This window comes from Paenibacillus sp. J31P13, from assembly GCF_056269295.1.
This window is the reverse complement of the sequence record NZ_JBWDNR010000003.1, coordinates 478,811-505,734: the sequence shown is the minus strand read 5'-3', so window position 1 is coordinate 505,734 and position 26,924 is coordinate 478,811. Positions and strand designations below refer to the sequence as shown.

Sequence of the window (26,924 nt, the reverse complement as noted above, 5' to 3'; positions counted from 1 at the left end):
TCTCTTTACTACTTATGGTGACCACGCGGTTTTTTGCCGCTCCAACGTTCGTCTACTTTCTCCAAGGACGACTGGTATCTCGTATCCACGCTGAGCCGATATTGGTTTGTCGTATTTTCCAGTGAGCAGTGCATCAGGAACATCCCGAAAATCAGCACATCGCCCGCTTCGAACTCTGTTGTCGCCCATTTTCCACCAAATCTCTCCGTAATGATGAGCGGATCGTCCGTATAGTGACCGACACCGATGTCATCGCGATCCGCGTCTTTGGAGCCGTACGATTTCTTCAATTCCTCGAAGTTATGTGAATCTAGACATATAGCTAGACCACCCATCGCATAGTTTACGTCACCAATTGGAGACCATACGGTATATAGGTTATGTGTGCCGCGGCCCATATATACGATGTCGTAATGAGCGCCAGTAAAATCACCTTTCCCAACAGCGCGAAGCCACTTGTAGCGGTAAGTGAGCGATTGCTCACCAAGGAGCTTATTGAAGAAATCCATGATATGCTCCCCATTCAGCACACTAAGCAGCTCAGGCAGATCCTCATTCGTACCTCCCATAAAAATTGTTTTACTGCCATCCGCCATAATGCCATCCTCAAGCAGTGTGTCCCTTTCCAGCTTGCCCATCTTATCCATCTTCTCCAAAATACTTCGACGTGCCTTGAGCACTTGCTCCCGATCATGAAAACCGCGAATAAGCAAGTAACCATCTTCTGCAATCCGATTCCTTAGAGCATTATCATCATGTAAAATATCATTAGAATCCCTTAATTCCGTTAAATGCGGTCCTCCGAGTTCCAATTGGCGGTTGCCTACTTTGAGCAGCATCTGAAACACTCCTTTTAAGCTTTGATAAGCTAATTCTATAAAAAGTCCCCTCTCCCCGCCATGGAATACCTTCACTAAAACATGTATAATCGTACTGAATTCCAAGAAAGGGTTGTGTACGATGTCATATATGGATATTCCTTATGAGCTGGATGAGCATCAATCGATTTCTCCATGCCGCTTCAAATCGATTTGGAAAGTAAATGCGAACGACACCTATCAGGTTTCCAAACCAAATGGCTTTTCTGCTCCTGGGATGTTTGTTACTTTTGAGGGGAAAGGAATCATTTCTCTGGGGGGAAGCAGGTACGAGCTTGATGCTGGAACCTATATGATAGTCCCGAAAAACGAGCCTAACGCCTACCAGTGCTTGGGTGGAGATTGGAAGTTCTACTTTGTGGATTTCGACACGCTGGACATGGCGCTTCAATTGGATCTGCCCGTTGGTCAACCGGTATCCACCGCTAAAATGCCAGAAGCAGCCCGCTTGTGCGAACGATTAATCGATAGTCTCATCGTCCATCCGAAAGGTTACGGATACACCATCCATCTCGTCATTCAAGAGCTGCTCCTGCTCTTCGCAAGAGAGCAATTTGCCAGCAGCCCAAGCCGCCACCCCGAACTTGATGAAATTTTATATCAAATGCACAAGAGCATCGGTCAAACCATAGCAGTAGATTACTGGGTTCAGCTAAGCGGTTTGTCACGTACCGTTTTTTTCAATCGTTTCCGATCGAGGACCGGCATGTCGCCCAGTCACTATATGCTAGAGCTTAAACTCGCTTCAGCGAAAGCTGCTCTTGAGACGACAAACTCATCGGTGAAAGAAATCGCCGTCGCTCTTCAATTTTATGATGAATTTCATTTCTCCAAACTGTTTAAAAAACGATATGATGTATCTCCCCGTGCTTATCGGCACAGTATTGCACTAGATTAGCGAGCGTTTCCTCCCATTATCTACAGTTAAAAAATGCAGCTGAAGACAGATTTGTTCACAAAAAAAGCGGCAGCCTTGGACGATAACTAACGTCCTAGACTTCCGCTTGAGCATGCATATATTCTGCTATAACTAGATTCCATAGCCATACTCTCTTATTTCGAACGAGAAAGCAAAAATACAAAGTAAGGAGCTCCTATTAGCGCAACAACGACACCTGCCGGCAATCCATCTGGATAGGCAACATTTTTTCCGATGAAGTCTGCAATTAATAATAGCCAACCACCCAGTAAGATCGATACCGGAATAAAGCTTTGCGATTTGGGACCGACAAGCCGCTTTGCAATATGCGGAGCCATCAAACCAATGAAGGATATTCCACCTGTTACCGATACTGCCGCTGCCGCTAAAGCTACCGCAGCAATAATTAACAGCAGTCTTTCTCTTTGCAAGTTGGCTCCTAGACCCAATGAGACAGGCTCATCTAAACTAATCACATTCAGCGTATTCATTTTATAAAAAACAAAAGGTACGATAATGATTAGCCACGGCAGCAGCGCTATAATATACGGCCAGTCTGCTCCCCATATATTCCCCGCCAACCATTTGCTAATAAATTGGACCTTCTCACGGTCTGCTGATGAAATTAAAATGATCATTAATCCAGACAGTGCCATTGAGAATCCTACACCTGTCAAAACAAGATTGAATGGTTTAAAGCCAACCTTTCGCTGATAGGAAAAAAGATAAATAATAGCCGCGGTTGCAAGCCCTCCAATTAATGCAACGACCGGAAAAATATATGCATATTTCTCTCCCACAGGCGCAAATAAGAAGTACAGTGCAATTCCCACACCTGCTCCAGCATTAATACCAAGCAAGCCAGGATCTGCAAGCTCATTTCTCGTAATACTTTGCAAAATAGCACCTGATAGTGCCAAGGCCATTCCTGCTAATAGCGTAATAATCATTCGCGGTAATCGAATAGAGAACAGGATTTTATGTTCCTTAACCGTCCCCTCACCCATTATCGTAGGCAATAACCTATTGAAAGATAATGAGGCATGCCCAACAGCCGCAGCCAAAACGAATGTAAGGATGATTAAGATTACCAGGGAGAGAATAGTCCAGCCTAGTTTTCTTTTCATTAAACGTGTTAAAATCATACTCCCTTACCTCCTTTATTCACAATAAATAGGAAGAAAGGAATACCAAGTACAGCAACGATTGCCGCTACTGAGGTTTCAAAAGGAGAGTTAATGACTCGCGCAAAGGTGTCTGCTCCTAGCATAAATATAGCTCCCAAAATAGCCGAAATCGGAATGACATGTTTATAATCAATACCAACCAGTTTCCTAGCCATATGCGGAACCATAAGACCGACAAAAATGAGATTTCCCGCTAATGCGACAGAGACACCCGCAAGCAACACAATGAGGATAAATAAAAAGACTTTGATTATTAGCGTATTTTGACCAAGTCCTGTCGCCACTTCCTCGCTTAAACTTAAAATCGTAACTTGTTTGGATAACAAGATAGCAAACAGGATACCAATAACGACGATAGGAATTAACAGCGATAATTGATCCCAGCTACTGCCGACAAATCCCCCTGAAGTCCACATCGATACATCTTTTGATACTCGAAATTGAATGGCAACACCCTGAGAAATGGCATATAGAAAAGCGGATACAGCAGACCCAGCCAGCACTAATCGCGCTCTCTTGGCAATCGTATCTCTCTAATGATTAGGATTTGATCATTTACTTGATTCGTAAATAATGCTCGCAACACGTTTATAACGGAGATATCTCTAGCTCCCCAAATAATGGAGACGATAAAGGTTATAAAAAGTAGACCTAATAATCCAATCATAGACAACGTAAACGTTAGAGATCGATTTTTCATCTGTTACTGACCTAGAAGTCCATCGATGAAAAATTGAAGTTGGTATTCAAGAGTAATGGGATCATTGAAATAGAATTGAGCTGACCGATACACGGAATGCCGATCAACATCAACTCAGCGTGCTAATATGGTGCTAAATACTGCCGGCTCCATCTCCCAACTGGCTTTCTAATTCTTGTATTAACTGACTCGATGCATAAACCTGTACTCCAATATTCTTTACTTCATCCATTCCTTTGCTATAAACGCCTGAAATAGCGTCTTCTACCATTACAACTTTAAAGTCCCTCTCGCTTGCTTCATAAATGCTAGTTCTAGGGCAATTCGGAAAATTACATCCAATAAAAATGACGGTATCTATTTCTTTTTCTCTTAAAAAGCTTTCCAGTTTTGTTTGATAAAACGCACCCCATCTAGGCTTATATAAAGCCCATTCAGCATTTCCAATTCGTTGTATTGTTCCTTTCAATAGATCCTGATAATGCAAGTCTTCTGCATTTGATGGCTTAATGGCATGAACAAGGTCTGCTCCGATCGAACCGGGTCTAACTATTTCAACGCCAGATTCAATCAACTCTCTTCGACAAATGTCTGCATTTGATCCATCTTCTTTGTATATTCGGATAACATGTATGATTGGGATAGCATTTTTTCTGCAAGCATCTAAAATACTCTTCATCTGAGGAATGACTTCATTTGTCCCTTTTATTTCAGCGACAGCACCAGGCAAGCTAAAGTCATTCTGAGTATCTATCGTTATTACGGCACACTGAGTGAAGTTTGGTTTAGTATACTTTTGCATTTTTTAACCACCTTCAAATATAGTTTTATTCCAATAGCATATACCTTTTTATTTATAAGGTTTAATGTTAATTGGATATTATTACAAATACTTGAAAATGAATATATCATGACATTAAGTCTATGTATATATGAATTGATGCGTGAATAGGGAAAACACAAAAACCCGATAGATGGGCACTTTACTAAGTGTCTATCTTTCGGGTCGCATTTCGTTTCATGGATTGTAAGACTGAATATTTGATTAGAGCATTACTAGTTGGGGTAAGTACAACCTAACTGCCATACAAAGCTTTTAAGAGCGTACAGACTGACGCCAGACGATAGATGCACCGATCTTGACGCTTTCCCGTTTTACATTGCCTTTGATCAGTTCCAGCAGTTCCTTGGCGGCTAGAAAGCCGCTTTCGTAACGGGGGATTTTGATCGTAGTCAGTCCTGCCAGCGCAGCCGCGTCTGAATCATCGAAACCTGTAATGGAAATATCATGCGGCACGGAAATCTGATGCTCTTCAAAAGCTTTCATCGCTCCGATCGCCATATTATCATTGGCACACACCAGTACTTCCGGGTATTCATTGCTAAGAATCATGAGCTTGGCCGCTTGATATCCGCTTTTTTCCCGGTAATTGCCGTGATAGTAATACGTTTGGTCAAATGCTATTCCGTTCGTTTGAAGCGTATCGGCGAATGCGGAGAATCTCTCCTTATTGTCTAACGATGACGCATGTCCTCCTAAGTAGCCGAAGCGTTGAAAACCTCTATCTACTAATGATTGCACAAGCTGACACATTACCGGATAGTTGTCGACGATCACGCTTTTTGTACTTTTATTATCGTTTTCAAGCACCCTATCCATAAGCACAACGGGAAATTCAGGTTTGGCAACTGTCTGGAAAAACTCATCCGTCAGGCTTCCGTCCAAACTAATCGTGCCTCGGGCGAAGCTGCTTTTCAGGAAGTTTTCACTTGATTTGTTGGTACAAATGATTAGATCATATCCGTTCTCATTAAGACAGGTGCTGACACCTTCGATGATCTTCAAATAAAACTCCCGATCAAAATCGCTAAATATAAATACGATCCGTTTATCTTTTTCCATTTTGGATTTTTTGGGCGAGGCGTCATGAACGTAGCCTAGTTCTTCACAGCATCGCATTATTCGTTCTCTTGTTTCTTGTGATACATTTTTCCGTCCATTAAGCACATTGGATACGGTTGAAATAGAGACACCCGTTGATTCGGCAATTTCTTTCAAACTGCTCATCCATTAACCTCCTCATCAATTACTACAAGTAAAACTTATTATATCACTTTACTAACATTTTACCTACACCTTTTAATTAGATTAATAACACAAAAAACATTGTAACAGTAGGAAACAACCGTTAACTGCAAATCCAATAATTAGTAAAAAACATTGGTTTCACCTAATAATATGAAGTGCGTTTTACTTGTTTTACTTACATATTTATTAGTAAAATATCTTATTTTATTAAGTTTTTTATTGACATCTTCACTCGTCCGTTTATAATCAATGGTACATCAAACTAAAGGGGGACTATGCAAGTGACAAAAGTAAAGCGCTTTATTTCCATCATGACAACTGCAGTTTTGCTGACGACCATCCTTTCCGCATGCGGCAGTAACAACACCAATAACGGTTCGAAGCCGAATGAGGGCGGGGCCGCGAAGCAGGCCAAAATTTCATTGTTCCAATCCAAAGTTGAAATCGCAGACCAATTAGAAGAAATGGCTAAGAAGTATAAGAAAGAAACAGGGAATGAAGTTGATGTATGGGGTTCAGCAGGGGACAACTATCTGACTCAACTTACAGCGAAACTGAATTCCGGTGAAGGTCCTACAATCTTCGGTGTTCAAACCGGTGCAGAGACAACGAAATTTAAATCTTACTACTACGATATGAGCAATGAGTCTTACGTGAAGAACATCGCACCTAATATGGAAGTAAAGATTGACGGCAAAATCGTCGGCGTTCCAACCGGCCTTGAAGGCTTTGGGCTAGTGTACAACAAGGAATTGGTTGATCCAGCTAAGATTACTGATCTTGCATCCTTCAAATCCTTCTTGGAAGACATGAAATCAAAAAAAATTAATGGCCTTAGCCTTTCTCAAGAAGCTTACTTCTTGATTGGACATATTATCAACACACCATTCGCGTTGCAAAAAGACCCTATTCAATTTATTGAGCAATTGAACAAGGGCGAAGTAAAAATGTCCGACACCAAGGAGTTCCTAGAGTTTGCTCAATATATGGAAACTATCAGAGAACTAGCTTCCAACCCGCTTGAGACAACTTATGATTCCCAAATGGGCGACTTCGCTACAGGCAAAACAGCGATCGTTCACCAAGGCAACTGGAGCTACGGTATGCTTGCCGACTACAAAGATATTGAAGTAGGCATGATGCCGTTTCCTCTTGCAGGCAATCAGAAGCTAGCTGTAGATATCCCGGCAATCTGGGTTATCAACAATAAAGCAAACGCCGATCAAATTAAAGCGGCAAACGCATTCTTCGAATGGCTGTACAACAGTGAAACAGGCAAAAATACTATCGTAAACGAATTCAAATTCATTCCTGCTATGACGAATATTGAAACAAGCAGTCTGGACCCGCTTTCCCAAGCGGTATCCGAAGCTGCAATTAGCGGCAACACCATCCCTTGGGCGCTGACATATTTCCCTCAAGGCATTATCAGCAACGATCTGGCGCCTGTCGCACAACAATTTTTCTTGGACCCGTCCATGACCGGAGAGCAATTACTCCAGAAGCTTGACGAAGTTTGGGCGAAAGCTCCGAAGTGAGCCATAGCTTCTCATTGAACAAAACGAGAAAAACTAACCTGGGCGACCAGGTTAGTTTTTCATCATTTATCTTCCGTACGAACCGAAACTACTCCGAAATGAGTGAATGTACATGAAAGCGATCAAAAATAGAGGCTGGTACGCTCTATTTACATTGCCGTTGTTACTTATTTTTTCTATCGTCGTCCTCATTCCCTTTCTTATAGGGATCTGGTATTCCTTTATTAGCTGGGACGGCATCCCTGCCAACCCGAAAGTTTTTGTGGGTATCGATAACTACACCCAAATTTTCCAGGACGACCGTTTTTTGAAATCGGCTTGGCTGACGATTAAGTTTACTTTTCTCGCTCTCGTTATCGTCAATGTTATGGGTCTTGCTTTGTCGCTGCTCGTTACTGCGAAGCTACGCACCAGCAATTTAGCAAGAACGCTATTTTTCATGCCGAACCTGATCGGCGGCTTGATATTGGGTTATATTTGGAAATTCATCTTTACGGACGTGTTTAAATATGTCGGGCAAAACACCCACATGGACAACATTTTCTTCAACTGGCTTCTAAATCCTGAATATGCTTTATATGCGATCGTCATCGTATTTGCATGGCAGATGGCCGGGTATACGATGATTATATATATCGCAGGAATTCAAGGCATTCCTGACGACTTGATGGAAGCGGCGAAGGTCGACGGTGCAAATGCTTGGCATAAGCTAACCAAGATTGTGTTCCCTCTGCTCATGCCATCCTTTACGATTTGCTTATTCCTGACGTTATCTGGCGCATTCAAAATATTTGACGTTAACCTCTCGCTCACCGCTGGCGGTCCGATTAACTCTACTGAAATGTTTGCGATGAATATTTACACTGAAATTTTCGGCTATAGCCGTTATGGCATTGGTCAGGCAAAAGCGATCATCTTCTTTGTTATCGTAGCCGCTGTAACCTTGGTCCAAGTATATATTACGAAGAAAAAAGAGGTGCAAATGTAATGAAAAAAACAAGCAAATGGATTCTAGAAGCGTTGCTTGTCCTATTTGCCCTTCTATTCTTATCGCCTATTTATATCATGATCGTGAACTCTTTCAAAACACGTTCGGAGCTTTACGAGAATGCCTTGGCATTTCCGTCCTCCTTTAGCTTCGAGTATTACGCTCAGGCGATGGAAAAGATGAATTTCTTGAAGGCCTTTGGCAACTCGCTGTATGTAACTTTGGTTTCCCTTGTTTTCATCGTTGTGTTAGCATCCATGACGGCATGGATGCTGGTACGTACAAATAACAAGCTTAGCCAAATCATCTTTATGGTTCTCGTATCTACAATGCTCATTCCTTTCCAAACCTTAATGATGCCTCTTATGCAAGTAATGGGATGGATCGGTAATACGCTTCACATTCCAATGCTGAATACACATGGCGGACTAATTTTTATGAACATCGGCTTCCATACCAGCATGGCCGTATTCCTGTACCATGGCTTTATTAAATCTGTTCCTATTGCGCTCGAGGAGGCCGCCACTTTGGATGGCTGCAGTAAATTCGGCGTTTTCTGGCGGATTGTGTTCCCTATGCTCAAGACTATTACAATTACTGTCGCGATTCTGGATGTCATTATGATGTGGAATGATTACTTGCTCCCATCACTGACCCTTTCAGATAAAGGCTTGCGTACCATCCCTCTCTCCACCTTCTACTTCTTTGGTGAGTTTACGATTGTGTGGAACTTGGCGATGGCAGGTTTAGTATTGTCTATTATTCCGGTTGTCATCTTCTATTTCGTAGCACAAAAACACATCATTAAAGGGGTCGCCGAAGGCGCAGTGAAGTAAGCAGGAGGAATGTCTACATGAATAACTGTGTAATGAAAGAGGGGCATTTGTTCTGTCTCACGAATCCCAGCGGGGATATGACCGAGAGCTCAGATGACGGTTATGGTCTCTATGCCAAGGATACTCGCTTCCTAAGCGGGATGATTTTGAACATTAACGGCGAGTTGCCTGAACTGCTTTCCGCTCATCTTGAACGGAGCTATTATACCAAGGTACGTCTCATGAACCAGACAAAAGATGAAGGCGCTTTGGAGATTGTTCGGGAACGTTATCTATATGAAGGCTCACTGCATGAGCGGATTACGGTTACGAATTTTTTCCCGGACAGCAAACATGCCGATATCAATATGAAGTTTCAAGCAGACTTTCAAGATATGTTTCTCGTTCGTAAATATCGCACCGGTGAAGTTGGACATGTCAGTCATGCCGATTATACGCCGGAAGCGATCACATTGCAGTACTCGGGAAAAGACGACGTTCAGCGCTTCATTCACATCCAGTGGGATTCGGAGCCTGTAGAGGTGAATGAGACTGGTCATGTCCGTTTCTCCCGCTTGTTGCAGCCTCACGAATCGGTTTCGATTCATTTTATGATTACTCCCCAGTGGGAAACCTTAACAAAAACTGACTTTATCGCATTCGAAGAAGGCTTGGAGGCTCTATCCCAAAGCTACCGTGCATGGCAGGAAGAAACAATGACGGTAGAGACCGATCATCCGCAGTTTAATAAAGTGTATAACCGAAGCACGCAGGATCTGAAGATGTTATTGTCCGACTATGGGTTTGGCGAGATGCCTACGGCCGGATTGCCGTGGTTTGCAGCTCCGTTTGGCAGAGACAGCTTAATTACATCTCTATATATGTTGATGCTGCAGCCAGACACTGCAAAGGCAACCTTACGTACACTGGCAGCTTGGCAAGGCGACAAATATGACGCCACACGGGATGAGCAGCCGGGGAAAATCATGCATGAAATGCGGTTTGGCGAACTGGTCGCTACGGGACAATCTCCATTCGGACCTTACTTCGGCACCGTCGATGCGACGCCGTTATTTCTCGTCGTCCTTGCTGAATATATCAAGTGGACAGGCGATATGGAGCTGGTCGAAGAACTAACCCCTGCTGTAATAAAAGCTTTGGCGTGGATCGATGAAACATCTAACAAATACGGCGGTTTTCTCTCCTATCATCAAGAAGCCGAACTGGGCTTCCCCAATCAAGGATGGAAGGACTCGCCTAATTGCATCGTTCATCCAGATGGACGTTTGGCGTCCTCACCTATTGCCTTAAGTGAAGTGCAAGGCTATGTCTACTATGCCAAGCAGCAGCTCGCTTCCATTTATACAAGCCTTGGTCATGCGGATTTGGGAACTAAATTGCGCCAAGAGGCCGATCGGCTTCAGGAACAATTCGAATCCTCCTACTGGATGGATGAACATCAATACTACAGCATTGCACTTGAACGCAGCCTCGCGCCTGTGCGATCCGTCACGTCCAATCCCGGTCACCTCCTCTTCTGCGAGTTGCCGGAGCCGGAACGCGCTTCGAAGATCGCGGAGCGATTAAGCATGGCAGATATGAACGGCGGCTTCGGCATTCGTACGATGAGCGAGCAAGCGACAGGTTATTATCCGATGAGCTATCATAACGGAAGCGTCTGGCCTCATGACAATGGATTCATCCTGCTCGGTATGAGCCGTCTCGGCTATAAGGCGGAAGCGGTGCAACTCATGGATAGCTTATTGGAAGCCTCTCTCTCATTCGGCGATGCGCGTTTCCCTGAATTGCTTTGCGGATATGCGAATGAAGGCGAGGGCGTCGTCCCTTATCCTACGACATGCTCTCCACAGGCTTGGTCTGCCGCCGTATCAATCGTTTTGGTGCAATCGGCTTTGGGACTTTTCCCTAATGCTTTGCTGAAAATCATTCAGCTTAATCCGGCTTTGCCAAGAGGAATGAACATAATGAGGATTGAACGAATTCCAATTGGAGAAGGCCATCTAAATATTGAAATACAAAGATCAACAACGAATAATGACCTGCATGTGAATGTGCTCCGCAATACGACGGGCTATACGGTTGAAGTAGGAAAGGGAAGATAATAAAATGAACAAAACATGGTGGAAAGAAGCGGTCGTCTATCAGGTATATTGGCGCAGCTTTTATGACAGTAATGGCGATGGCTATGGAGACCTTGAAGGCGTATATCACAAGCTGGACTACATCCAAAGCCTGGGCGTTGACGTCATATGGTTGAATCCTTGCTACGATTCACCCGATGTGGACAATGGCTATGACATTTCGGATTACCGCTCGATCATGCCGAAGGCGGGCACGATGGCAACGTTTGAGAAGCTGTTGTCAGCTGTGCATGATCGTGGAATGAAACTCATTATGGACTTGGTCGTGAACCATACCTCCGATCAGCATGCCTGGTTTAAGGACTCGCGCTCCTCAAAGAATCATCCGAAGCGAGATTATTACATTTGGCGCAAGGAACGTAACAATTGGCGCTCCTACTTCGCTCCATCCGCTTGGACGTATGATGAGACAACTGGCGAATATTATTTCCACTCCTTCTCCTCCGAGCAGCCGGATCTGAATTGGGAGAATGAGCTGGTTCGAGAAGAAATTTATGCTTTGATGCGTTATTGGCTGGATAAAGGAATCGACGGCTTCCGTATGGATGTCATCAATTTGCTTGCAAAAATACCAGGTTTCCCGGATGCAGAACAGCCAGACGATATTTCATATTTAGGCAACAATCCCGGTATCCATGAATATTTACAGGAAATGCATGACAAAGTGTTGAAGCATTACGATGCTTTTACAGTCGGTGAAATTCCATTCGTGAACCCCGATGACGGCGTGCTCTATGTTGGCGAGGAACGCGGTGAATTAAATACATTGTTCCACTTCGAAGTATGTGATTACATGGCCCATTGGGATATGCTTCGATTCAAACAAATTCAGGAGCGCTGGTATAACGGCTTGTGGGGCAAGGGCTGGAACTCCCAATTTTTGAATAACCATGACCATACCCGGTTGGTGACGCGCTTCGGCAACGATACCAACTATCGGGAGCAGTCGGCAACATGCTTTGCCACCCTCATTCACACGTTGCCAGGCATGCCTTACATTTATCAAGGCGAAGAGATCGGAATGACGGGCATACGGTTCTCTTCCATTGAGGAATACAACGATATTGCAATGAAAAACAAGTATAAGGAAGAAGTCGGAAAAGCCCGCGACCCGGAAGAGGTGCTGAAGGAGCTGCAGCATCTATCTCGCGATAACTCCCGAACCCCTATGCAGTGGAATGCCGAATCGCAAGGGGGCTTCACGGATGGTCAGCCATGGATTGGTGTCAATCCGAACTACAAAGACATTAATGCCGAGCAAGCTTTGGCGGACGAAAACTCCATTTTTTATTACTATAAGAACCTCATCTCTTTGCGAAAAAGCAATGAGGTTATGGTATACGGAGAGTTCCAAACCTATCTGGACCAACATGAACAAATTTACGCTTATACAAGAACGTCAGGATCGGAAACCTGGCTGATTCTGCTCAACATCTCGGAGAAGCTTGTGACCTGCAATGTGGCTGACTGCGGCGTAGAGAAGCTGGGCGACGTGATCATTAGCAATAATCCCGGAAGAACCAATCAAGAAACAATCATTGAAATGCAGCCTTATGAGGCGATTGTGTATCGAGTATAAGAGGTCCCAAGTGAGTAGCAACATGTAAGAGCCACTAATCAGCCAAAGACAGATTACAGGAAAAACAACAGCCCCCACCTTGTCATCAAGGTGGGGGCTGTTTGATGCTGCCTTGCAGAAATGGTCACTCCGGCGCTATGAGTTCTGAGTGTGAGAGATACGGTTGGCACATATAGCCCCTGACTGCAGAGTGCTGAAACAAGAGGGCTGCAACAGTCCCTCTTCCGAGAACCTGTCACATCCCTATTAAAGATAGAAATTGTGATATTAGATCAATTCCTCAATCGCTACTTGATATAACAAATCCCCTTCACTGAACAGCACACGATTTTTCCGGAAATCTTGTGTGTGTGCTTCAAGTGGTTTGCCCTTTTCATTCAAAAAGTATAACTTTCGCCCTTTGGTCAAGCTTCCTGGTTTTTCATTCTTCTTGAGAATGTAAGTTCCGTGTTTTCGATATCCTCCATCGAACAAAAAGTGATAACCATCCGTACAAAAACCTGCCGATCCAGAAATTTCAGGATTCATAAAGCTAACCTTAGCCTGCTCCGGTCCACCTGAGATGCATCCCAGCAAAAAGTCAGTATAATAATAAAACCAGATCTCCTTTTCATTAAATACATTTAAAGCATAGCAATCGGCAATATCTGCTGCGTGATTTTCATAGATGTTGTTGCCATGCTCATCCCAGGCCAGAAGGCCGTGTGCTCCAATGGGGTTATCCCACCCGTTATTTCCGAAAACGCCTTCGTCAAAATAACTGGTCCAGATGGTACCTTTCTCTGTTACCTGAACGCTCTGAATCCCGTCTCCAAGTAGAAACTCTCGAATGGTATGGCCTTCATAATCACACACTTTTGCATTTAGATCATACTTCCAGATGCCATATAATAAGAGCAGCGCGCTCCGACAAGCAGCAGATGATTCTGCAGCGGCTGAACATAATGATAATTGAAGTGCTGCCCTGGGATTACTACCTCCTCCATTCTTCTATCCGCTACGATCAGCACTTTGTAGGTATAAGTTCTTTTCAGACCCGCTGTTACAGGCACGCCTCGTTCCCGTTCCGGGATATGATTAATCAATAGGACATACACACGACCGTCTGCACCGAATTGTGTGGAAACCATCTCAAACCCCTCAGTATGCTCTGAAATATTTGCAAAAGGCTGCAGCATCACCGTTTTATTTACCATGATAATCCTCCTAAAAGGTTAGTTATAATGCCTCTCTCTTTACTAGATAACTTTATTATGTCTGAGAAGAAAGCTCCTGAACATGGCGGAAGTATTACTATCCAGTAATGGATCTAGCGTTTCATGAAGGTAACAAGTGAAAACTAAATAGAACTGACAAAACCGCAGAATACATCTGGTCTTCCAGACATATCCTGCGGTTTTATTTTACGTCGCGTTCGATTAGCCAAAAGTTAAGCTTTTGAAGCAAAATTATGGTTATTAAATATTTTTGAACTCATAATCCTTTCATTGAATTTTTGCTTTATAATACCAATTTCCATTAGTATCTACATACCCCTTGTCTGTTTTGGTAACAGCCCATGCCAATTTATTTTTGTAGGGCTGTATTTCTACATATTGAAAAGGTGTAAGTACCTTGCCTGTACTTTGAATGATAGCCCATAATCCGTTTTTCTTTACGCTTGCTAACCCCTCTTGATAGGAGGAAGCATCTTCATATTGGGTTGCAATAACAAGTTTACCCTTTAGATTGATATAGCCCCACTTTCCTTTAATTTTGACAGCCGCTAAGTTTGTATCTGCAAATATTTTAGCTTCCTCGTATTGAGGTTCAATTACCCAAGCTCCTGTTTTATTGATATAGCCCCACTTTCCGTTTTGTTTTACAGCTGCTGCCTGTTTAGAAAAAGGGCCAACCGCCGAATACATCGCTTTAATGACAAGTTTACCTGTTGAATCAATAAAGCCCCATTTCCCGTTTATTTGCACGGCTGCTAAACCATTTTCAAATTGCTGAGCTGCTGAAAATTGAGGAGTAATTTTCAATTTCCCATTGAGCTCAATGTAACCCCATTTTTTATTAATCAAGACTGGTGCAAGGCCATTTGCGAAAGAGCCTGCATCTTGATAATGATCTTGATTAATAAATAACCCCTTTGAATTAATGAAATGCCAACCATCCTGGAGTTTGACTGCTGCATTTCCCTGGTAAAAGTCCTTAACCAGAATAAAATTTTCCGAGAATGCTGGCTTGCCTTGAGCAGTAATAAAGGTCCATAAGTTATTTGAGGCTCTTTGTACCGCAGCAAATCCTTCCGAAAAAGGCTTTACACGAAAATACAATTGGTTGTCTTTGATTAGTGAACCCTTATCATCCAAAAACGTCCAAGTAGAAGCGTCTCTTGGTATAGGTAGCGCATAGGTCACCTTCGGCAGTGTCAACGGAACTGGAGTAGGAGGTAGAATATCTGCCGGTACATTGGCAATTTCCCCGTTACGATTACTCCCCCATTCATATAACGTTCCATCTTTAGTCAGAGCAACCGTTATTTCCTCACCGCTTGTGATATCCGTAACATTATCAATCTTATTAAGTAATATAGGTTTAGGCCGTGATAGATTCGTTCCATCGCCTACTTGCCCATAATCATTTCTTCCCCATGACCAAACTTGTCCATCTTTTGTGAGTGCTTGAGTTTTAGAAACCGCAACAATATCAATTAATGAAGTTACGGGTATCGGATCTGGAAAGTATCCATAGTCCGTAGATCCGTTTCCAATGCTTCCTTGATAGTTAATTCCCCATTTGACAACAGTTCCATTTTGTAAGATAGCAATCTCATCGGAAATAGCCTTCACATCATGCAAGCCTTCAAATAAGATTGGTGTTGGTACAGCTTCTCTTACGCAAATATCATTGCATTTCGGTACAGCGCCCCATCTCCATACTTTTCCGTCTGCGGTAAGCGCGTAGCTTTCACCAAAGGTGGCGTATATTGCCGTTACATTGGTTAATGCTTGGACTTGAACTGGCTTTGATTCGTAATCGCTGATACGACCGTTACCAAGCTGCCCCGTACTGTTTCTTCCCCAACTCCAAACAGTGCCATCTTTTCTCAGAGCTAAAGTGAAAAATCCACTATCAGAAATGGCTATTACATCGTTGATCCCATCAACTTTGCGCGGTTGTGTAGAGAGCTGTAGAGCACTTGGATTCACACCTAAAACACCGTCAGTATTTTGTCCCCATTTCCAAACCGTTCCGTCTTCTTTCACAGCAGTAGAATGAGAATATCCAGCAGAAATGAGTTTAACATCTTCTATTCCTTTTATTTGCACCGGGGAGACACTATAACTTTGAGCAAATTCTCCAAGTTGGTTCCCAACATTCATCCCCCACCCCCATACGTTTCCGGTATTATCTAAAGCAAGAAAATGATAATACTCACCAGCGACATCGGTAAATGTCACGTTTTGAGTATTTATATCCTTGTTTGGAACTGAAGCTGCAAATGCACTCTGACACCATAGAATACAGCTTAGGATTAAAATTAAATATTTTGATTTAGCATATAAAGGCCTCATCCTAAATTCTCCTCACAATGTAATTTATTTGTAGTAATAAAAATTCGGTGAATGTTTACATTCACCTTTTTTATTATGACTTAATATCAAAGCAATCTTCTAACCAATAAGCATGCCATGTACACTCATTGCTCTTAATATCTATCTGTTCCCAATCAATGGGGATGGTTGAATTGGAGTTAACATCTCCTCATTCACTTCTCAAAAAAAGCCGTGACTATCCCATAGAGGGATGAGTCACGGCTTTTCATATGTAGAGATTTGAGTTCAAGCGTAATATTAAAACCTAGAGGTGGTATTTCATTAGTTAAAATCTCTCTCCTCCAACCAAGCTCGAATATTTGAGATCAGGTTTTCGGGATACGTATAATGGTATGTATTTGACACTTCATAAGATAATCGATGGAATAGCTCAAAAGAAGAGATTAGCGCTTTCCAGCTTTTATTTTGGTCATATCCGCCAAATGACTCTTTTAAATCAACTATTATATCTTTGTCTGCCCATTCATTAATAAATTTGCCTGCATGCCATGTATCATATGTCGATCCGTGCAAGGCTTTGGCATGCCACTCAATCATCTGGAGCAGCAGCTGCTTGCATTCCTTGTCCCTTTGATTAGCTATCCACATCTCACCTCGCAAAATCTGTTTCGCTACATAGAGGCTGGCAAATCCGAACATATTTACGACCTGTAAAAATGTATCATTAGTGATCGAATTATGCTCCTGGGCAATGTTCCCTTTTGGTAGTAATTGTTGTCCCTTCCCTGTCTTGTCGAGAAGCAGCCTGACGCCTCTCTGAAAGCCTTCAGGTATCTGATTGTTTGCTATTAAGTGCTCAAAATCAGAATTATGACGGAATAAAAAATCAACTTGTAATCCTTTATCAAAGAGAACGAGTTTTTCTGGATCTCCTCCAGCAGTTCGAAACAGAAAACTTGTCCAAACCTTGCCTACGTCTAGCAACCATTCATCATTCTGAAAATAGTCATTCGGATTAGTTGAAAAGATGAGGACATCCAAGTCGGAAAATTCATCAAACGGCTTCTCTACTCTTGCTCTTGAGCCAACCACGTAAATCGCAATGATCTCATTATTATGAAGACCCCATTTAGTTATACGCTCTTCAAGTATCTCGTACATATCTATTGTCATTCTGCTACCTCCGATTACATTAAACTCCAACCATTTACAGGTAATCGTATTATAAATCCCTACCCGTTACCTCAGTCCGAGGATGTAATTTATAGTCATTTATTTGGATAGTTGATGCTATCCCAATTGCGATGATATCCGCCTTCTAGTTATGATGTTGCCTAAAATGGGTACTAATAGATAGCCTTACAAAAAGATAATTTCAATCATCCATAAGATTTCCCCTCAATAGATGCAAGCTGTATAGGTGCGATTAGTACTGGTAAAGCTATTTAAATGCTTAAGGACATAGAAAGGTGGATATTTTCATTGAAAACTTTTGATGCAATTATTATTGGTTTTGGTAAAGCAGGAAAAACATTAGCAGGAGAATTGGCTTCTCATGGACAACATGTTGCAGTGATCGAACAATCCAAATATATGTATGGGGGAACCTGTATTAATGTTGGTTGTATTCCTACAAAATCTCTTGTTAACAGCGCCAAGATCTCACAGTATAAGGAGCTGGATAGTTATGAACAACAAGCACATGTATATGAGCAGGCTATTGCAGACAAGAACAAACTTACAACAAAACTTAGAGAAAAAAACTTCAATAAATTAAATGACAATTCGAACATTACTATTTTTACTGGTAAAGCCTCATTTATTTCTAGCTATGAAATCAAGGTAGAGATGGCAAATGAAACGATTCATTTACAAGGTACTCAAATCTTTATCAATACCGGTTCTAAGGCAAATATTCCTGATATAGATGGAATTAGCGACAATAAACGTGTGTATTCTAGTGAATCTATGTTGGACGTATTAAAGCTTCCAGCGAATCTATCCATTATAGGTGGAGGATATATCGGACTAGAGTTTGCATCTATATATGCTAACTTCGGCTCTAAAGTAACCGTCTTTCAGGACAATAGGACATTCCTTCCTCATGAGGATAATGATCTTGCAGACGAAGTGAAGAAGACACTGGAGGAAAAAGGAATTGTTCTCAAGCTGGGAGCTAAAACAAAATCAATCAACGATAACGGAAATGAAGCTATCATTCACTATACAGACTCGCAGAGCGATGAAAGCCTGAATCATAAAGCAGATGCGGTTTTGATAGCTACAGGAAGAAAACCTAATACCGAGGATTTGAATTTGGATGCTGCAGGCATAGCAGTGACAGCAAAAGGAGCCGTTAAGGTCGATGAATATCTACGCACAAGCATACCTAATATTTGGGCTATGGGAGATGTGGTGGGTGGCTTGCAATTTACATATGTGTCTTTAGATGACTATCGAATTGTTAGGGATCAACTTTTTGGAAATGGCAAACGGAGCACACGAAATCGTACCATTCCCTATAGCGTCTTTATTGATCCCGCATTCTCAAGGGTAGGTTTGAATGAGAAAGAGGCTAGAGAGCAAGGTTATGATGTGAAAATAGCAATGCTTCCTGTCAATGAAATCCCCAAGGCTCAAATTGCAAAAGAAACAAAGGGCCTTCTTAAGGCAGTCGTTGATGGGAAAACAGATCGCATATTAGGAGCAATGCTGTTTTGCTCTGAATCCTATGAGATGATAAATATTGTGAAGCTTGCCATTGATGCAGAACTCCCCTATACATTTTTGAAAGATCAAATGTTCACGCACCCCACTTTCAGCGAAGCATTAAACGATCTGTTTTCAAAGATTAAATAGTTAATGGGGAACTCATTCAGACTCGAATCATCTTTTGGAAATACCTCTTCACATACGCGAAAGATAAGGCTTGTATGGCATAACCTGTGACCGCTACTCATACACCTATAATAAACAACAGAGAATCAGCATACCTCCGTCTGACAGTTGCACAAAAAAGTTAGGGAACCCCATTAAGGAGGCTGTTTCTGAATGAAGGTACTTAACGTTATTAGTCTTATTTTGGTCATACTCGGGGGCTTAAACTGGCTTTCAGTTGGCTTATTCAAGTATGATGTCGTCAGTGAAGTTTTCGGAGGAACGGAGGAGGTTGGAGCACGAATCGTATATATCGTCGTCGGTGTCGCTGCGCTTTACGCCCTCTCCTTTTTCACGAAGGTAACAAGTGATAACTAAGTAGCTAAGTAGAAGCGACAATAACCGCAGGACATGTCTGGGTTTTCCAGACGTATCCTGCGGTTTTGTTTTGCATCGTATTCGATTAGCATGAAGTATATAAGATAAGCTATTTTTGTAAAAAGTAATCATAATAAGCGCCTTGGATAAGTAAAACCATCTCACCGAAAACCCCTATACAAAAAAACATAAAGTAGTAAGTTGCAGATGATACCTCTTTATTAAATAGTTCCTTAAAGGCTTGATTAAACAATCGCTCGAATTTAAACCAATTCAGGATCCAACCGACCAAGAGAAAAGTAAGGATTGCCATATCGTATACATCACCTCCAATATCCATTTATGGTTTCGTTTATTTTATTATAACGGTGTGTTAATCAGACTCACTCATTCGTTACTGCGTTTAATATGACCCCTCCATCTCCGTAAACAACATCCGATATAAAATCGGTTCTTTCCATGTTGAAATTAGCAAAGTCTGTCATGTTTGATAGGGTTGCCGTAAAAAGGGACAGGCTGCCGTCACTGTTATTCATTAGGGTCATATCCTCATTAAAATGAGTATACGGAAGGGTTTCAACTTCTTTGGTTGCCGGATTAAAATAAGCCACATGAGAGCGATGAAGTCCGGAACCCCATGAATAAGTAAAATACAATTCCGATTTCCCGTCACTGTCCATATCGGCTAGAGCCATGCTTGTTACACCAAAGCCGCCAAACCACTCTCCAAGCGGATATACTTCTCCCTCATATAGCAAAAATGATGCGGAAGATTTGCCATATTTGAAAATCCTATAATCAGAGTTTTCTTTAATAAATTCCGTTGTGATGTTATAGCTCGGGTCTGTGTCATAGCCTGAATGGAAATCCTTTTGCAAAGCTAAAAAAGCATCGACACCGTCCTGAGTTCCCGCTATAGCTTCAATTTCTTGTATTTCTTCGTCCATCTTCGAGATTTTATAAATACTCCAAATATATTCACTCTTTAACTTATTGACGTTATCCTTATGTACTTTCGCCAGCCATAACTCTTCATCCAGCAGAAACAGACGATATTCAGGAACAGCGGCTGAATCGGTCAGTACGTACTCATATCGCGTTTTATACTTGGAAATATTGGGAACATTCATGTTAGGCATCATAAAGCTTTCTTTAAACGACTTCACATCTAAAGCTTTACGTTCATAATTAGCCTTCATTTTCTGTTGATTACCGGCTCCGTCGGTTATGATAAGCGAGTTTTCAGTAAGTGTATAGTACTCCTTAAACCCTTCAAAGGCTAAAAACGAGCTCAGTGGATTCATATACACCTGCTCCTCAAAGCGATAGCTGCCGTACGGTTCTCCAGTCTCTTTCAATGCCCCATTCACGATTGGATTCGTGGCACAGCCGGCAACAGCAATGATGCAGGCTGCGGCTGAGAAGACAATGACTCGTTTTTTTGGCGTCCTAAAGCGCAGTATATTCTTTACGCGCTCCCGGATGCCCGTCTCTCCGAAGGCTAGCGGGCTGGCAGATGGTAAACGACGGTTTGCCGCAAAGGACAGCAATGACGTGCAATATTCCTTCGCGATGCCTGAACCAGTCTCCGACAGCACCTTCTCATCGCAGCTCATCTCCATGTCTTTGGCCATCATAGCGAAGGCAACCCAAACAAGCGGATTAAACCAGTGAAAGGCAAGAACTACAAATGCGAGCAGCTTGATTAGATGATCTTTCCTTTTTAAATGGTAGGCTTCATGCTTCAGGATGTAGACGCGTTCCTGCTCTCGAAGTCCAAAGGGGATATAAATTCGCGGATTGATAAAGCCAAGAATAAATGGCGACCGAATGTTGTCGGACTCAAATATATGGTTATCAAGACGGACTGCTGTGACCATGTGACGTTTCAAGCGGAAATAGGACACCATACCGTAAATAAGCAACGCAATGATACCTAAAACCCACAAAACTGTGCCGATCTGTACCCATATTTGCAGAGGGTTCGCGCTAGCGACCGGGTCAGCCGGAGGCAGTGTGTCGCTTAGTATAACATTGACAGCCGGTATGCCCACCGTCACCCCTGGATTCTCCATATAGCCGATGTCAGCAGGAACATAGCTCAGCGCCGCTTCTCCGCCCTTTTGCGCTGCTGTCATATCAAAGGGGGAAGCATTAAAGATGCTGACCTCAGAGGAAATGGACACCGGGCAGACAAGGCGGAACAGAACAATAGCCCACAACATATAGGAATACTTCTTCGGCGCTCTTTTCAGCAGCTGACGGATGAGTAGCACGACGACGATCACATAAGTCGCTGTGAGGGTCATATTGAGTATTTTCAAAAACAACGTTTCCATACTCACCCCTCCTTATGCTCGTCAATCAGTCGCTTTAGCTCATCAGCTTCTTTATTGGAGAGTGCTTTATTGCCGAAAAAAGATACGAGAAACTGGGGCAGAGAGCCCTCGAAGGTCCGTTCAATAAAATGCTCACTCTCATATGCCTGTATCTGCTCCTTTGGGATAATGGAGCTTACAATTGTATCCTCATTTTTAAGAATTCCTTTTTCACACATCTTCCGAAGCACGGTATAGGTGGTAGGCTTCTTCCAGCCGAGCTTTTCTGAGCATAGGGTTACCAGTCTTCCCGACGCCACCGGCTCACTCTCCCACACGACAAGCATGAAGCGATAATCACTTTCGCATAGCTTTAAATTATTCATCGCAGCCTCCCCTATCCGGTTTATGATTATAAACCTATGGAACGAGTTTATAACTATAAACCAAAATAGTCAATGGCAAGGGAGGATTCATACATCGCTCAAGGTGTACACAACCTCTCCATTCCACTTACCTCAAATAGGATAATAGTAGCAAGTATAGAAGTGATCATTCCATGCATTTGAGAGGTATATGCAGAATAATGTCGAATTGTAACGAAAGCTAATTTTTAAAAAAAGGAGTTATACCATGCCGGTGCTACGCGAGATTAGAACAAGTCAGAGGAATAAAATCGGTCTGGCCACACTTTTGTCGGGATTGGTCACACTTTCTGTCGTGCTCACGTTGACCATTTTACTCATTGCATCCTATCAATCAAAAAAACAGGCATTATATGATACGACACTCACCTTAAATTTCACAAACGCTGCAAAGATGAGTCAAACCATGGACTCCTTATTTAAATCGATGCGGAGCAGCCTTCAGTATACAGCCGGTATATTATCAATTAATCCTACTGCGAACGAAGAGGAGCTGTATAAAAATCTCGAACTCATGCGTCTTAGCAGCAACTACTTTAACTCAGTCTTCGTAGTGGATGAAACGGGTCTCATACGCAACAGGTCTCCCTATTCCAAAGGCGCTGTCGGGAGCCTCATCTCAACGAAAGCTATCAAAGAAGCACTGGCTTCGAGAAAGCCCTACTTGTCCCATTCATATACAACCGCTAAGAGCAATCGCCTCATTGTATTTATGAGCGAGCCCTTATTTGAGGAGGACGGGACGTACCGTGGAATTGTCGGAGGCACCATTTTTTTGCAAGAGAACAACATCATGAATATGATTTTCGGGAGGAATAACGTCGATGATGTTGGCTCCTCCTTTTATGTGGTAGGGTCAGACGGTCATCTTTTGTACCATCCCGACAAAACCCGGTTAGGTGAGGATGTTAGCGCCAATACAGTCGTTCAGAAGCTTATTCAAGGCAAGAGCGGACAGGAACAGATGATCAACTTGCAAGGAGTTCCCTTGCTCTCCGGATATTCCACCGTTCCGGAGAACGGTTGGGGAGTTGTAGTTTTTTCTCCCATCGGTGCCGTCCATGAACAATTGAGCCATCATATCCAAACCTTGCTCTTATATACACTCCTTCCGTTTATCCTATTATTGCTTTCCGCAATATTTCTTGCTAGAAGATTGGCCCGCCCCTTCGTATCACTTGCCGACCTCGTTAGCAAAATCGGGAGAGAAGAAGTCCGTCTTCCGGAAACCAAGAACCATTGGAACCGAGAGGCTGATTTACTTACAAAAGCGATAATGGTTGCATTAACAGATATAAGGAAGCATACGGAGCAATTAACTCGCGATGCCATGACAGATCCTTTGACCGGGTTAACGAACCGAAGAACGCTTGAATCCATTATGAATAAATGGATAACCGAACAAGTCCCTTATTCCATTATCGTTATGGATATCGACCGATTTAAAAACATTAACGACACATACGGTCATCAAACTGGGGATGAAGTGTTGAAGCTTCTAGCGAAAATAATCACGCTATCTATTCGACCCGGTGATATAAGCTGCCGTTATGGTGGAGAAGAATTCGTCGTGCTTCTCGCCTTAGCTACAGCGTCGGATGCTTATTTCGTAGCCGAAAAAATTCGCAAGACACTGGAAACGAGTGATCATATAGTCGGGGAGCAGATAACGGTCTCAATGGGCATCGCCCAATATCCGTTACACTCTGATTCTCCTGAAGCATTGTTCCATCTAGCCGACCAAGCATTATATAAAGCAAAGGATGCAGGAAGAAACCGGACGATGGTTACGGATATAGCCAATCAGAACGAATTGTAGCCAATCTTCCCTCCAATTTGTAACTGCTTCTATCAATATCAATCCTATTACATTTATCCTCGCACTTATCCTAATTGTTCCTTAAAATCACAAATGACCCATAAGAGGGGTACTTTTTTAGAAAAAGTATCTCTCATATGGGTCACAGTTCAATTCTCGGCAGCCTTAATATAAACTCTACCTTCTCGCTTCAATTAACCTATCCTATCTAACCCTTATGCTCTAATCGGCGCGACACTATACGAGGCTCTTCCGTCTGAATCTTGTGTCCCCGCATGAGGAGTTAAAACCCATCCAAATGAAAGGACTGAAGCTAGACGCTGCGCATCAGATTCTGACAAATGAGCGATGACCGCTTCGTTCTGCGGCTCCAGAATAAGCTCCGCTTCTTGCTTCAGCGCGACAAGTACCCAACTGTGAATGCCGCGAATCGTGTTGTACTTAATTTGGTAGCCACTCTTCACAGCTTTCGCGAATGTGTCTGCGTCCTCGTTCGCAAAGGTTGTTAAAGCGGCGTAATCGAAATGGAATTTGCTTTCATCTGTAGGCAGATTCCCTTCCTGAACTCTACTAATTAGTTCATCATTGGGCCATCCGTATGACTTTAGCGATTCCAACATCAGAGCATCCCATTGTGATAGTTTCGTTTCGGGCTTGAATATGTCAGCCATTCGTGATCTCTCCTTTTCCTTTGTGCTCGCGTGTGAGCAATCCTACGTGAAAGAGACTGCCCCGGTTATCAATGATAACCGGAAGCAGTCTCTTGCCATTATTAAAAGTTACTTGCTCGCCTTGTAAGCGTTTAGGAATTCTTTTACTTTCGCCGGATCAGCTTTAAGCTCTAGGCCTGTATCGACAAGCGGGCTAAGCGTGGAGACGGCTTTGAACTTGTTGCCATTGTAGAAAGACAAAATCTCATCTTGGTTGATGGAGTAAAGAACAGCTTTCCGCAGGTCTGCGCTTTCCGCGACTGGGCGGTTTTTCGTATTGAACAGCAAGTAAGAAACAGCGTTGCTCTGTACGGTTTGAAGCGCCAGCTTGCTGTCGCCCTTCACGACGTCGAATTTAGTTTCGGATACGCCGTAGTAGATATGAATCTCACCGCTGCGAAGCGCGGACAAGCTGCTGTCTGCGTCTTTGATGAAGCGGATTTTAATATTAGAGATATTCGGCTCATTGTCCGTACCCTTCATATACGCAGGGTTTTTGTAGAAGATTGCCTCGTAATCGTTTTTGGAGGACAGGATGTAAGGACCGCTCGTATACAATGTATTGTTGTACGAGCTGCCTTCCGTTACCGTATTTTGGTCACCGTAAGGAATATCTTTGTTCACATCGAATTTGGCCACATCATACGTATTGATGCTCTCAACCTGTTTCTTGGACACGATGCCCGCTGATTGGTGAGCCAAATAGTTCAGCACTTGAGGGAAAGGCTCAGTCGTCGTAAGCTTAACGACTTGGTATTTACCCTCTTTGTTGTTCGCTTGCTTCTTATCCGATACGAGCTCGGAAATTTTTGTTCCAAGGCCTTTCTCAAGAGCGGATTTCACACTGTCGCTGCCGCCGGAGAGCTTAACAGCTTCCAGTGCCGCAGCATCTGTCACCAGCTCCACGTTCTTGATATGCTCGTGAAGAGTGAACGTACGGTGGTCAGGCACGGAGTTTTTGTCCTTCGCGCGGTTCAGCGAGAAGATTACATCATCCGCACCAACGCGTTCGCCTGTATCCACTGCCAGCTTGTTTTTGATTTGGGCAAAGTTGATATCATCTCTTAGGATAAAGTAATAGTCGGAATTACCTTCAGCGATGGCATGATTGAGTGACAGGGAACCATCCGAAGTGATTTTATCATCATCTGTCAAATTCACTAACCGAACGTACATATTAGTATTGATAATATTGATGGAGCCGTCGTTGCCTTTGATCGGATCAAGCGACGTCAGTGTCGGCATAGTTGACTGCAGCACTAGCGCATCCTTCCCACGCTTCGATGTGTCTTTAAAATCAACGTCTTCCCAAGGAAGAGAACGGGACTTCGAGATCCGAACAGAATCCTTGTTCAATACGTCCTGATTCAAAGCCTGTGCTTTCAATGAGTTGTATAGCGGCGCGATATAAGCTTTGTCGAAAACGAGCTGCTGCTCGAATTGCTTGTAGGTTTCCGTGTACTCTTCTGGCGTTTGAGCACCAGCGGCATCAATCAATTTATCGATCTCCGCATCGGCAAGGATACTGTAGTCCCCGCCTGTTTTGAAGAGCGAGCGTACTGCATAGTCAGGATTCCCTGTAACGGTAGTCCAACTGGACAAAGCGATGTCATAATTGCCAGCGTCCTGCTGTGACTTGAAGCTGCCGTAATCAGCCTGTACATTCAATTTAACTTTAAAACCGTTTTTGGTTAACTGGTCGCGAACGATGTTAAGATCAGCCTCGTTTGCGCTCATGCCAAGCAATTCTATATCTACCGGATTACCGTCGACGACAGCTTCCGTTCCTTGCGTTGGAGCTGGTGATTCCTTCACATCATTTTTAGTCGTTAATTTGCAACCGCTGAGCATAATCGAAAGACTGATTAGCAACAATGCGGCGAATTTCCCTTTGTTCTTCATGGTGCACTCCTCCAGTGTTATCGTTATGTTGTATGTTAACTCACATTCAGTTATCGGCCATTCGTGTCTCGTAACATAGAAGTCGATGGAATATG

The 26,924-nt window shown here is 43.0% G+C and carries 21 protein-coding genes and 1 pseudogene; 9 read left to right on the top strand and 13 right to left on the bottom strand.

Translation table 11 applies throughout. From position 1 onward, the window contains the following. Positions 1–8 precede the first annotated feature (8 nt). Positions 9–839 (bottom strand): phytanoyl-CoA dioxygenase family protein, encoded by an 831-nt coding sequence (locus AC0YOD_RS13095; RefSeq protein WP_475799735.1) that lies wholly within the window; start codon positions 837–839, stop codon positions 9–11. 121 nt (positions 840–960) lie between these two features. Between AC0YOD_RS13095 and AC0YOD_RS13090 the strand changes: the two genes are divergently transcribed. Continuing rightward, entirely contained in the window at positions 961–1,776 is an 816-nt protein-coding gene (locus tag AC0YOD_RS13090; RefSeq protein ID WP_475799734.1) for an AraC family transcriptional regulator, read from the top strand. A 155-nt stretch (positions 1,777–1,931) separates the two neighbouring features. On the opposite strand, the gene AC0YOD_RS13085 is transcribed toward AC0YOD_RS13090, so the two are convergent. From AC0YOD_RS13085 to AC0YOD_RS13070, 4 genes and pseudogenes are all read right to left on the bottom strand, one after another. Further along, complete coding sequence (locus tag AC0YOD_RS13085) at positions 1,932–2,942, bottom strand: FecCD family ABC transporter permease (RefSeq protein WP_475799733.1); 1,011 nt, start codon at positions 2,940–2,942, stop codon at positions 1,932–1,934. After that, positions 2,939–3,684, bottom strand: a pseudogene (locus AC0YOD_RS13080) (FecCD family ABC transporter permease). The gene AC0YOD_RS13085 and the pseudogene AC0YOD_RS13080 overlap by 4 nt, the downstream one beginning before the upstream one ends. 133 nt (positions 3,685–3,817) lie before the next feature. Beyond that, a complete protein-coding gene (locus AC0YOD_RS13075) occupies positions 3,818–4,486 on the bottom strand; it encodes a cysteine hydrolase family protein (protein WP_475799732.1) in 669 nt (222 codons plus the stop codon). Between the two features lie 294 nt (positions 4,487–4,780). After that, positions 4,781–5,752 (bottom strand): LacI family DNA-binding transcriptional regulator, encoded by a 972-nt coding sequence (locus tag AC0YOD_RS13070; protein WP_475799731.1) that lies wholly within the window; start codon positions 5,750–5,752, stop codon positions 4,781–4,783. Between the two features lie 332 nt (positions 5,753–6,084). Here AC0YOD_RS13070 and AC0YOD_RS13065 point away from each other — a divergent pair, with 332 nt between their 5' ends. From AC0YOD_RS13065 to AC0YOD_RS13045, 5 genes are all read left to right on the top strand, one after another. Further along, a complete protein-coding gene (locus tag AC0YOD_RS13065; protein ID WP_475799991.1) occupies positions 6,085–7,311 on the top strand; it encodes an ABC transporter substrate-binding protein in 1,227 nt (408 codons plus the stop codon). 112 nt (positions 7,312–7,423) lie between these two features. Further along, positions 7,424–8,299, top strand: a complete 876-nt coding sequence (locus AC0YOD_RS13060) for a carbohydrate ABC transporter permease (protein WP_475799730.1) — start codon at positions 7,424–7,426, stop codon at positions 8,297–8,299. Beyond that, positions 8,299–9,135, top strand: a complete 837-nt coding sequence (locus AC0YOD_RS13055; protein WP_475799729.1) for a carbohydrate ABC transporter permease — start codon at positions 8,299–8,301, stop codon at positions 9,133–9,135. The genes AC0YOD_RS13060 and AC0YOD_RS13055 overlap by 1 nt, the downstream gene beginning before the upstream one ends. Positions 9,136–9,152: 17 nt before the next feature. Continuing rightward, positions 9,153–11,237 carry an amylo-alpha-1,6-glucosidase gene (locus tag AC0YOD_RS13050; RefSeq protein WP_475799728.1) on the top strand — a complete coding sequence of 695 codons (2,085 nt, stop codon included), beginning with the start codon at positions 9,153–9,155 and terminating at the stop codon, positions 11,235–11,237. 4 nt (positions 11,238–11,241) lie between these two features. Then, positions 11,242–12,855 (top strand): glycoside hydrolase family 13 protein, encoded by a 1,614-nt coding sequence (locus AC0YOD_RS13045; RefSeq protein WP_475799727.1) that lies wholly within the window; start codon positions 11,242–11,244, stop codon positions 12,853–12,855. 267 nt (positions 12,856–13,122) lie between these two features. On the opposite strand, the gene AC0YOD_RS13040 is transcribed toward AC0YOD_RS13045, so the two are convergent. The 4 genes from AC0YOD_RS13040 to AC0YOD_RS13025 form a co-directional block, all read right to left on the bottom strand. Next, positions 13,123–13,710 carry a hypothetical protein gene (locus AC0YOD_RS13040; RefSeq protein WP_475799726.1) on the bottom strand — a complete coding sequence of 196 codons (588 nt, stop codon included), beginning with the start codon at positions 13,708–13,710 and terminating at the stop codon, positions 13,123–13,125. A gap of 8 nt (positions 13,711–13,718) precedes the next feature. Next, complete coding sequence (locus AC0YOD_RS13035) at positions 13,719–14,051, bottom strand: hypothetical protein (RefSeq protein WP_475799725.1); 333 nt, start codon at positions 14,049–14,051, stop codon at positions 13,719–13,721. A 288-nt stretch (positions 14,052–14,339) separates the two neighbouring features. Further along, positions 14,340–16,418, bottom strand: coding sequence for an RCC1 domain-containing protein (locus AC0YOD_RS13030; protein ID WP_475799724.1), 2,079 nt, complete (start codon positions 16,416–16,418; stop codon positions 14,340–14,342). A gap of 303 nt (positions 16,419–16,721) precedes the next feature. Beyond that, positions 16,722–17,573, bottom strand: coding sequence for an aminoglycoside 6-adenylyltransferase (locus AC0YOD_RS13025; protein WP_475799723.1), 852 nt, complete (start codon positions 17,571–17,573; stop codon positions 16,722–16,724). Between the two features lie 309 nt (positions 17,574–17,882). On the opposite strand from AC0YOD_RS13025, the gene AC0YOD_RS13020 reads away from it, so the two are divergent. After that, on the top strand, positions 17,883–19,259 hold the full coding sequence (locus AC0YOD_RS13020) for an FAD-dependent oxidoreductase (protein ID WP_475799722.1): 1,377 nt from the start codon (positions 17,883–17,885) through the stop codon (positions 19,257–19,259). Positions 19,260–19,451: 192 nt separating this feature from the next. Then, positions 19,452–19,655 (top strand): DUF378 domain-containing protein, encoded by a 204-nt coding sequence (locus AC0YOD_RS13015; RefSeq protein WP_475799721.1) that lies wholly within the window; start codon positions 19,452–19,454, stop codon positions 19,653–19,655. 383 nt (positions 19,656–20,038) lie between these two features. On the opposite strand, the gene AC0YOD_RS13010 is transcribed toward AC0YOD_RS13015, so the two are convergent. Both AC0YOD_RS13010 and AC0YOD_RS13005 read right to left on the bottom strand, forming a co-directional pair. Next, the gene (locus tag AC0YOD_RS13010) at positions 20,039–21,994 is read right to left on the bottom strand and encodes a M56 family metallopeptidase (protein ID WP_475799720.1); all 1,956 of its coding nucleotides are present in this window, start codon (positions 21,992–21,994) and stop codon (positions 20,039–20,041) included. 2 nt (positions 21,995–21,996) lie between these two features. Then, on the bottom strand, positions 21,997–22,359 hold the full coding sequence (locus tag AC0YOD_RS13005) for a BlaI/MecI/CopY family transcriptional regulator (protein WP_475799719.1): 363 nt from the start codon (positions 22,357–22,359) through the stop codon (positions 21,997–21,999). Positions 22,360–22,606: 247 nt separating this feature from the next. Here AC0YOD_RS13005 and AC0YOD_RS13000 point away from each other — a divergent pair, with 247 nt between their 5' ends. Next, positions 22,607–24,217: a sensor domain-containing diguanylate cyclase gene (locus AC0YOD_RS13000; RefSeq protein WP_475799718.1), complete on the top strand. Its 1,611-nt coding sequence runs from the start codon at positions 22,607–22,609 to the stop codon at positions 24,215–24,217. Positions 24,218–24,432: 215 nt separating this feature from the next. Here the strand turns inward: AC0YOD_RS13000 and AC0YOD_RS12995 are convergent, their stop codons facing one another. Next, positions 24,433–24,888: a hypothetical protein gene (locus tag AC0YOD_RS12995; RefSeq protein WP_475799717.1), complete on the bottom strand. Its 456-nt coding sequence runs from the start codon at positions 24,886–24,888 to the stop codon at positions 24,433–24,435. A gap of 108 nt (positions 24,889–24,996) precedes the next feature. Then, a complete protein-coding gene (locus AC0YOD_RS12990; protein ID WP_475799716.1) occupies positions 24,997–26,829 on the bottom strand; it encodes an ABC transporter substrate-binding protein in 1,833 nt (610 codons plus the stop codon). Positions 26,830–26,924: the final 95 nt, after the last annotated feature.

Bases quoted from the DNA above. Each gene is read 5' to 3' on its own strand.
- AC0YOD_RS13070 (WP_475799731.1), bottom strand. From the start codon at position 5,752: ATGAGCAGTTTGAAAGAAATTGCCGAATCAACGGGTGTCTCTATTTCA.
- AC0YOD_RS13055 (WP_475799729.1), top strand. From the start codon at position 8,299: ATGAAAAAAACAAGCAAATGGATTCTAGAAGCGTTGCTTGTCCTATTT.
- AC0YOD_RS13005 (WP_475799719.1), bottom strand. From the start codon at position 22,359: ATGAATAATTTAAAGCTATGCGAAAGTGATTATCGCTTCATGCTTGTC.
- AC0YOD_RS13045 (WP_475799727.1), top strand. From the start codon at position 11,242: ATGAACAAAACATGGTGGAAAGAAGCGGTCGTCTATCAGGTATATTGG.
- AC0YOD_RS12995 (WP_475799717.1), bottom strand. From the start codon at position 24,888: ATGGCTGACATATTCAAGCCCGAAACGAAACTATCACAATGGGATGCT.
- AC0YOD_RS12990 (WP_475799716.1), bottom strand. From the start codon at position 26,829: ATGAAGAACAAAGGGAAATTCGCCGCATTGTTGCTAATCAGTCTTTCG.
- AC0YOD_RS13065 (WP_475799991.1), top strand. From the start codon at position 6,085: ATGACAACTGCAGTTTTGCTGACGACCATCCTTTCCGCATGCGGCAGT.
- AC0YOD_RS13030 (WP_475799724.1), bottom strand. From the start codon at position 16,418: ATGAGGCCTTTATATGCTAAATCAAAATATTTAATTTTAATCCTAAGC.
- AC0YOD_RS13015 (WP_475799721.1), top strand. From the start codon at position 19,452: ATGAAGGTACTTAACGTTATTAGTCTTATTTTGGTCATACTCGGGGGC.
- AC0YOD_RS13010 (WP_475799720.1), bottom strand. From the start codon at position 21,994: ATGGAAACGTTGTTTTTGAAAATACTCAATATGACCCTCACAGCGACT.
- AC0YOD_RS13035 (WP_475799725.1), bottom strand. From the start codon at position 14,051: ATGGTAAATAAAACGGTGATGCTGCAGCCTTTTGCAAATATTTCAGAG.
- AC0YOD_RS13095 (WP_475799735.1), bottom strand. From the start codon at position 839: ATGCTGCTCAAAGTAGGCAACCGCCAATTGGAACTCGGAGGACCGCAT.
- AC0YOD_RS13025 (WP_475799723.1), bottom strand. From the start codon at position 17,573: ATGACAATAGATATGTACGAGATACTTGAAGAGCGTATAACTAAATGG.
- AC0YOD_RS13000 (WP_475799718.1), top strand. From the start codon at position 22,607: ATGCCGGTGCTACGCGAGATTAGAACAAGTCAGAGGAATAAAATCGGT.
- AC0YOD_RS13090 (WP_475799734.1), top strand. From the start codon at position 961: ATGTCATATATGGATATTCCTTATGAGCTGGATGAGCATCAATCGATT.
- AC0YOD_RS13050 (WP_475799728.1), top strand. From the start codon at position 9,153: ATGAATAACTGTGTAATGAAAGAGGGGCATTTGTTCTGTCTCACGAAT.
- AC0YOD_RS13085 (WP_475799733.1), bottom strand. From the start codon at position 2,942: ATGATTTTAACACGTTTAATGAAAAGAAAACTAGGCTGGACTATTCTC.
- AC0YOD_RS13060 (WP_475799730.1), top strand. From the start codon at position 7,424: ATGAAAGCGATCAAAAATAGAGGCTGGTACGCTCTATTTACATTGCCG.
- AC0YOD_RS13075 (WP_475799732.1), bottom strand. From the start codon at position 4,486: ATGCAAAAGTATACTAAACCAAACTTCACTCAGTGTGCCGTAATAACG.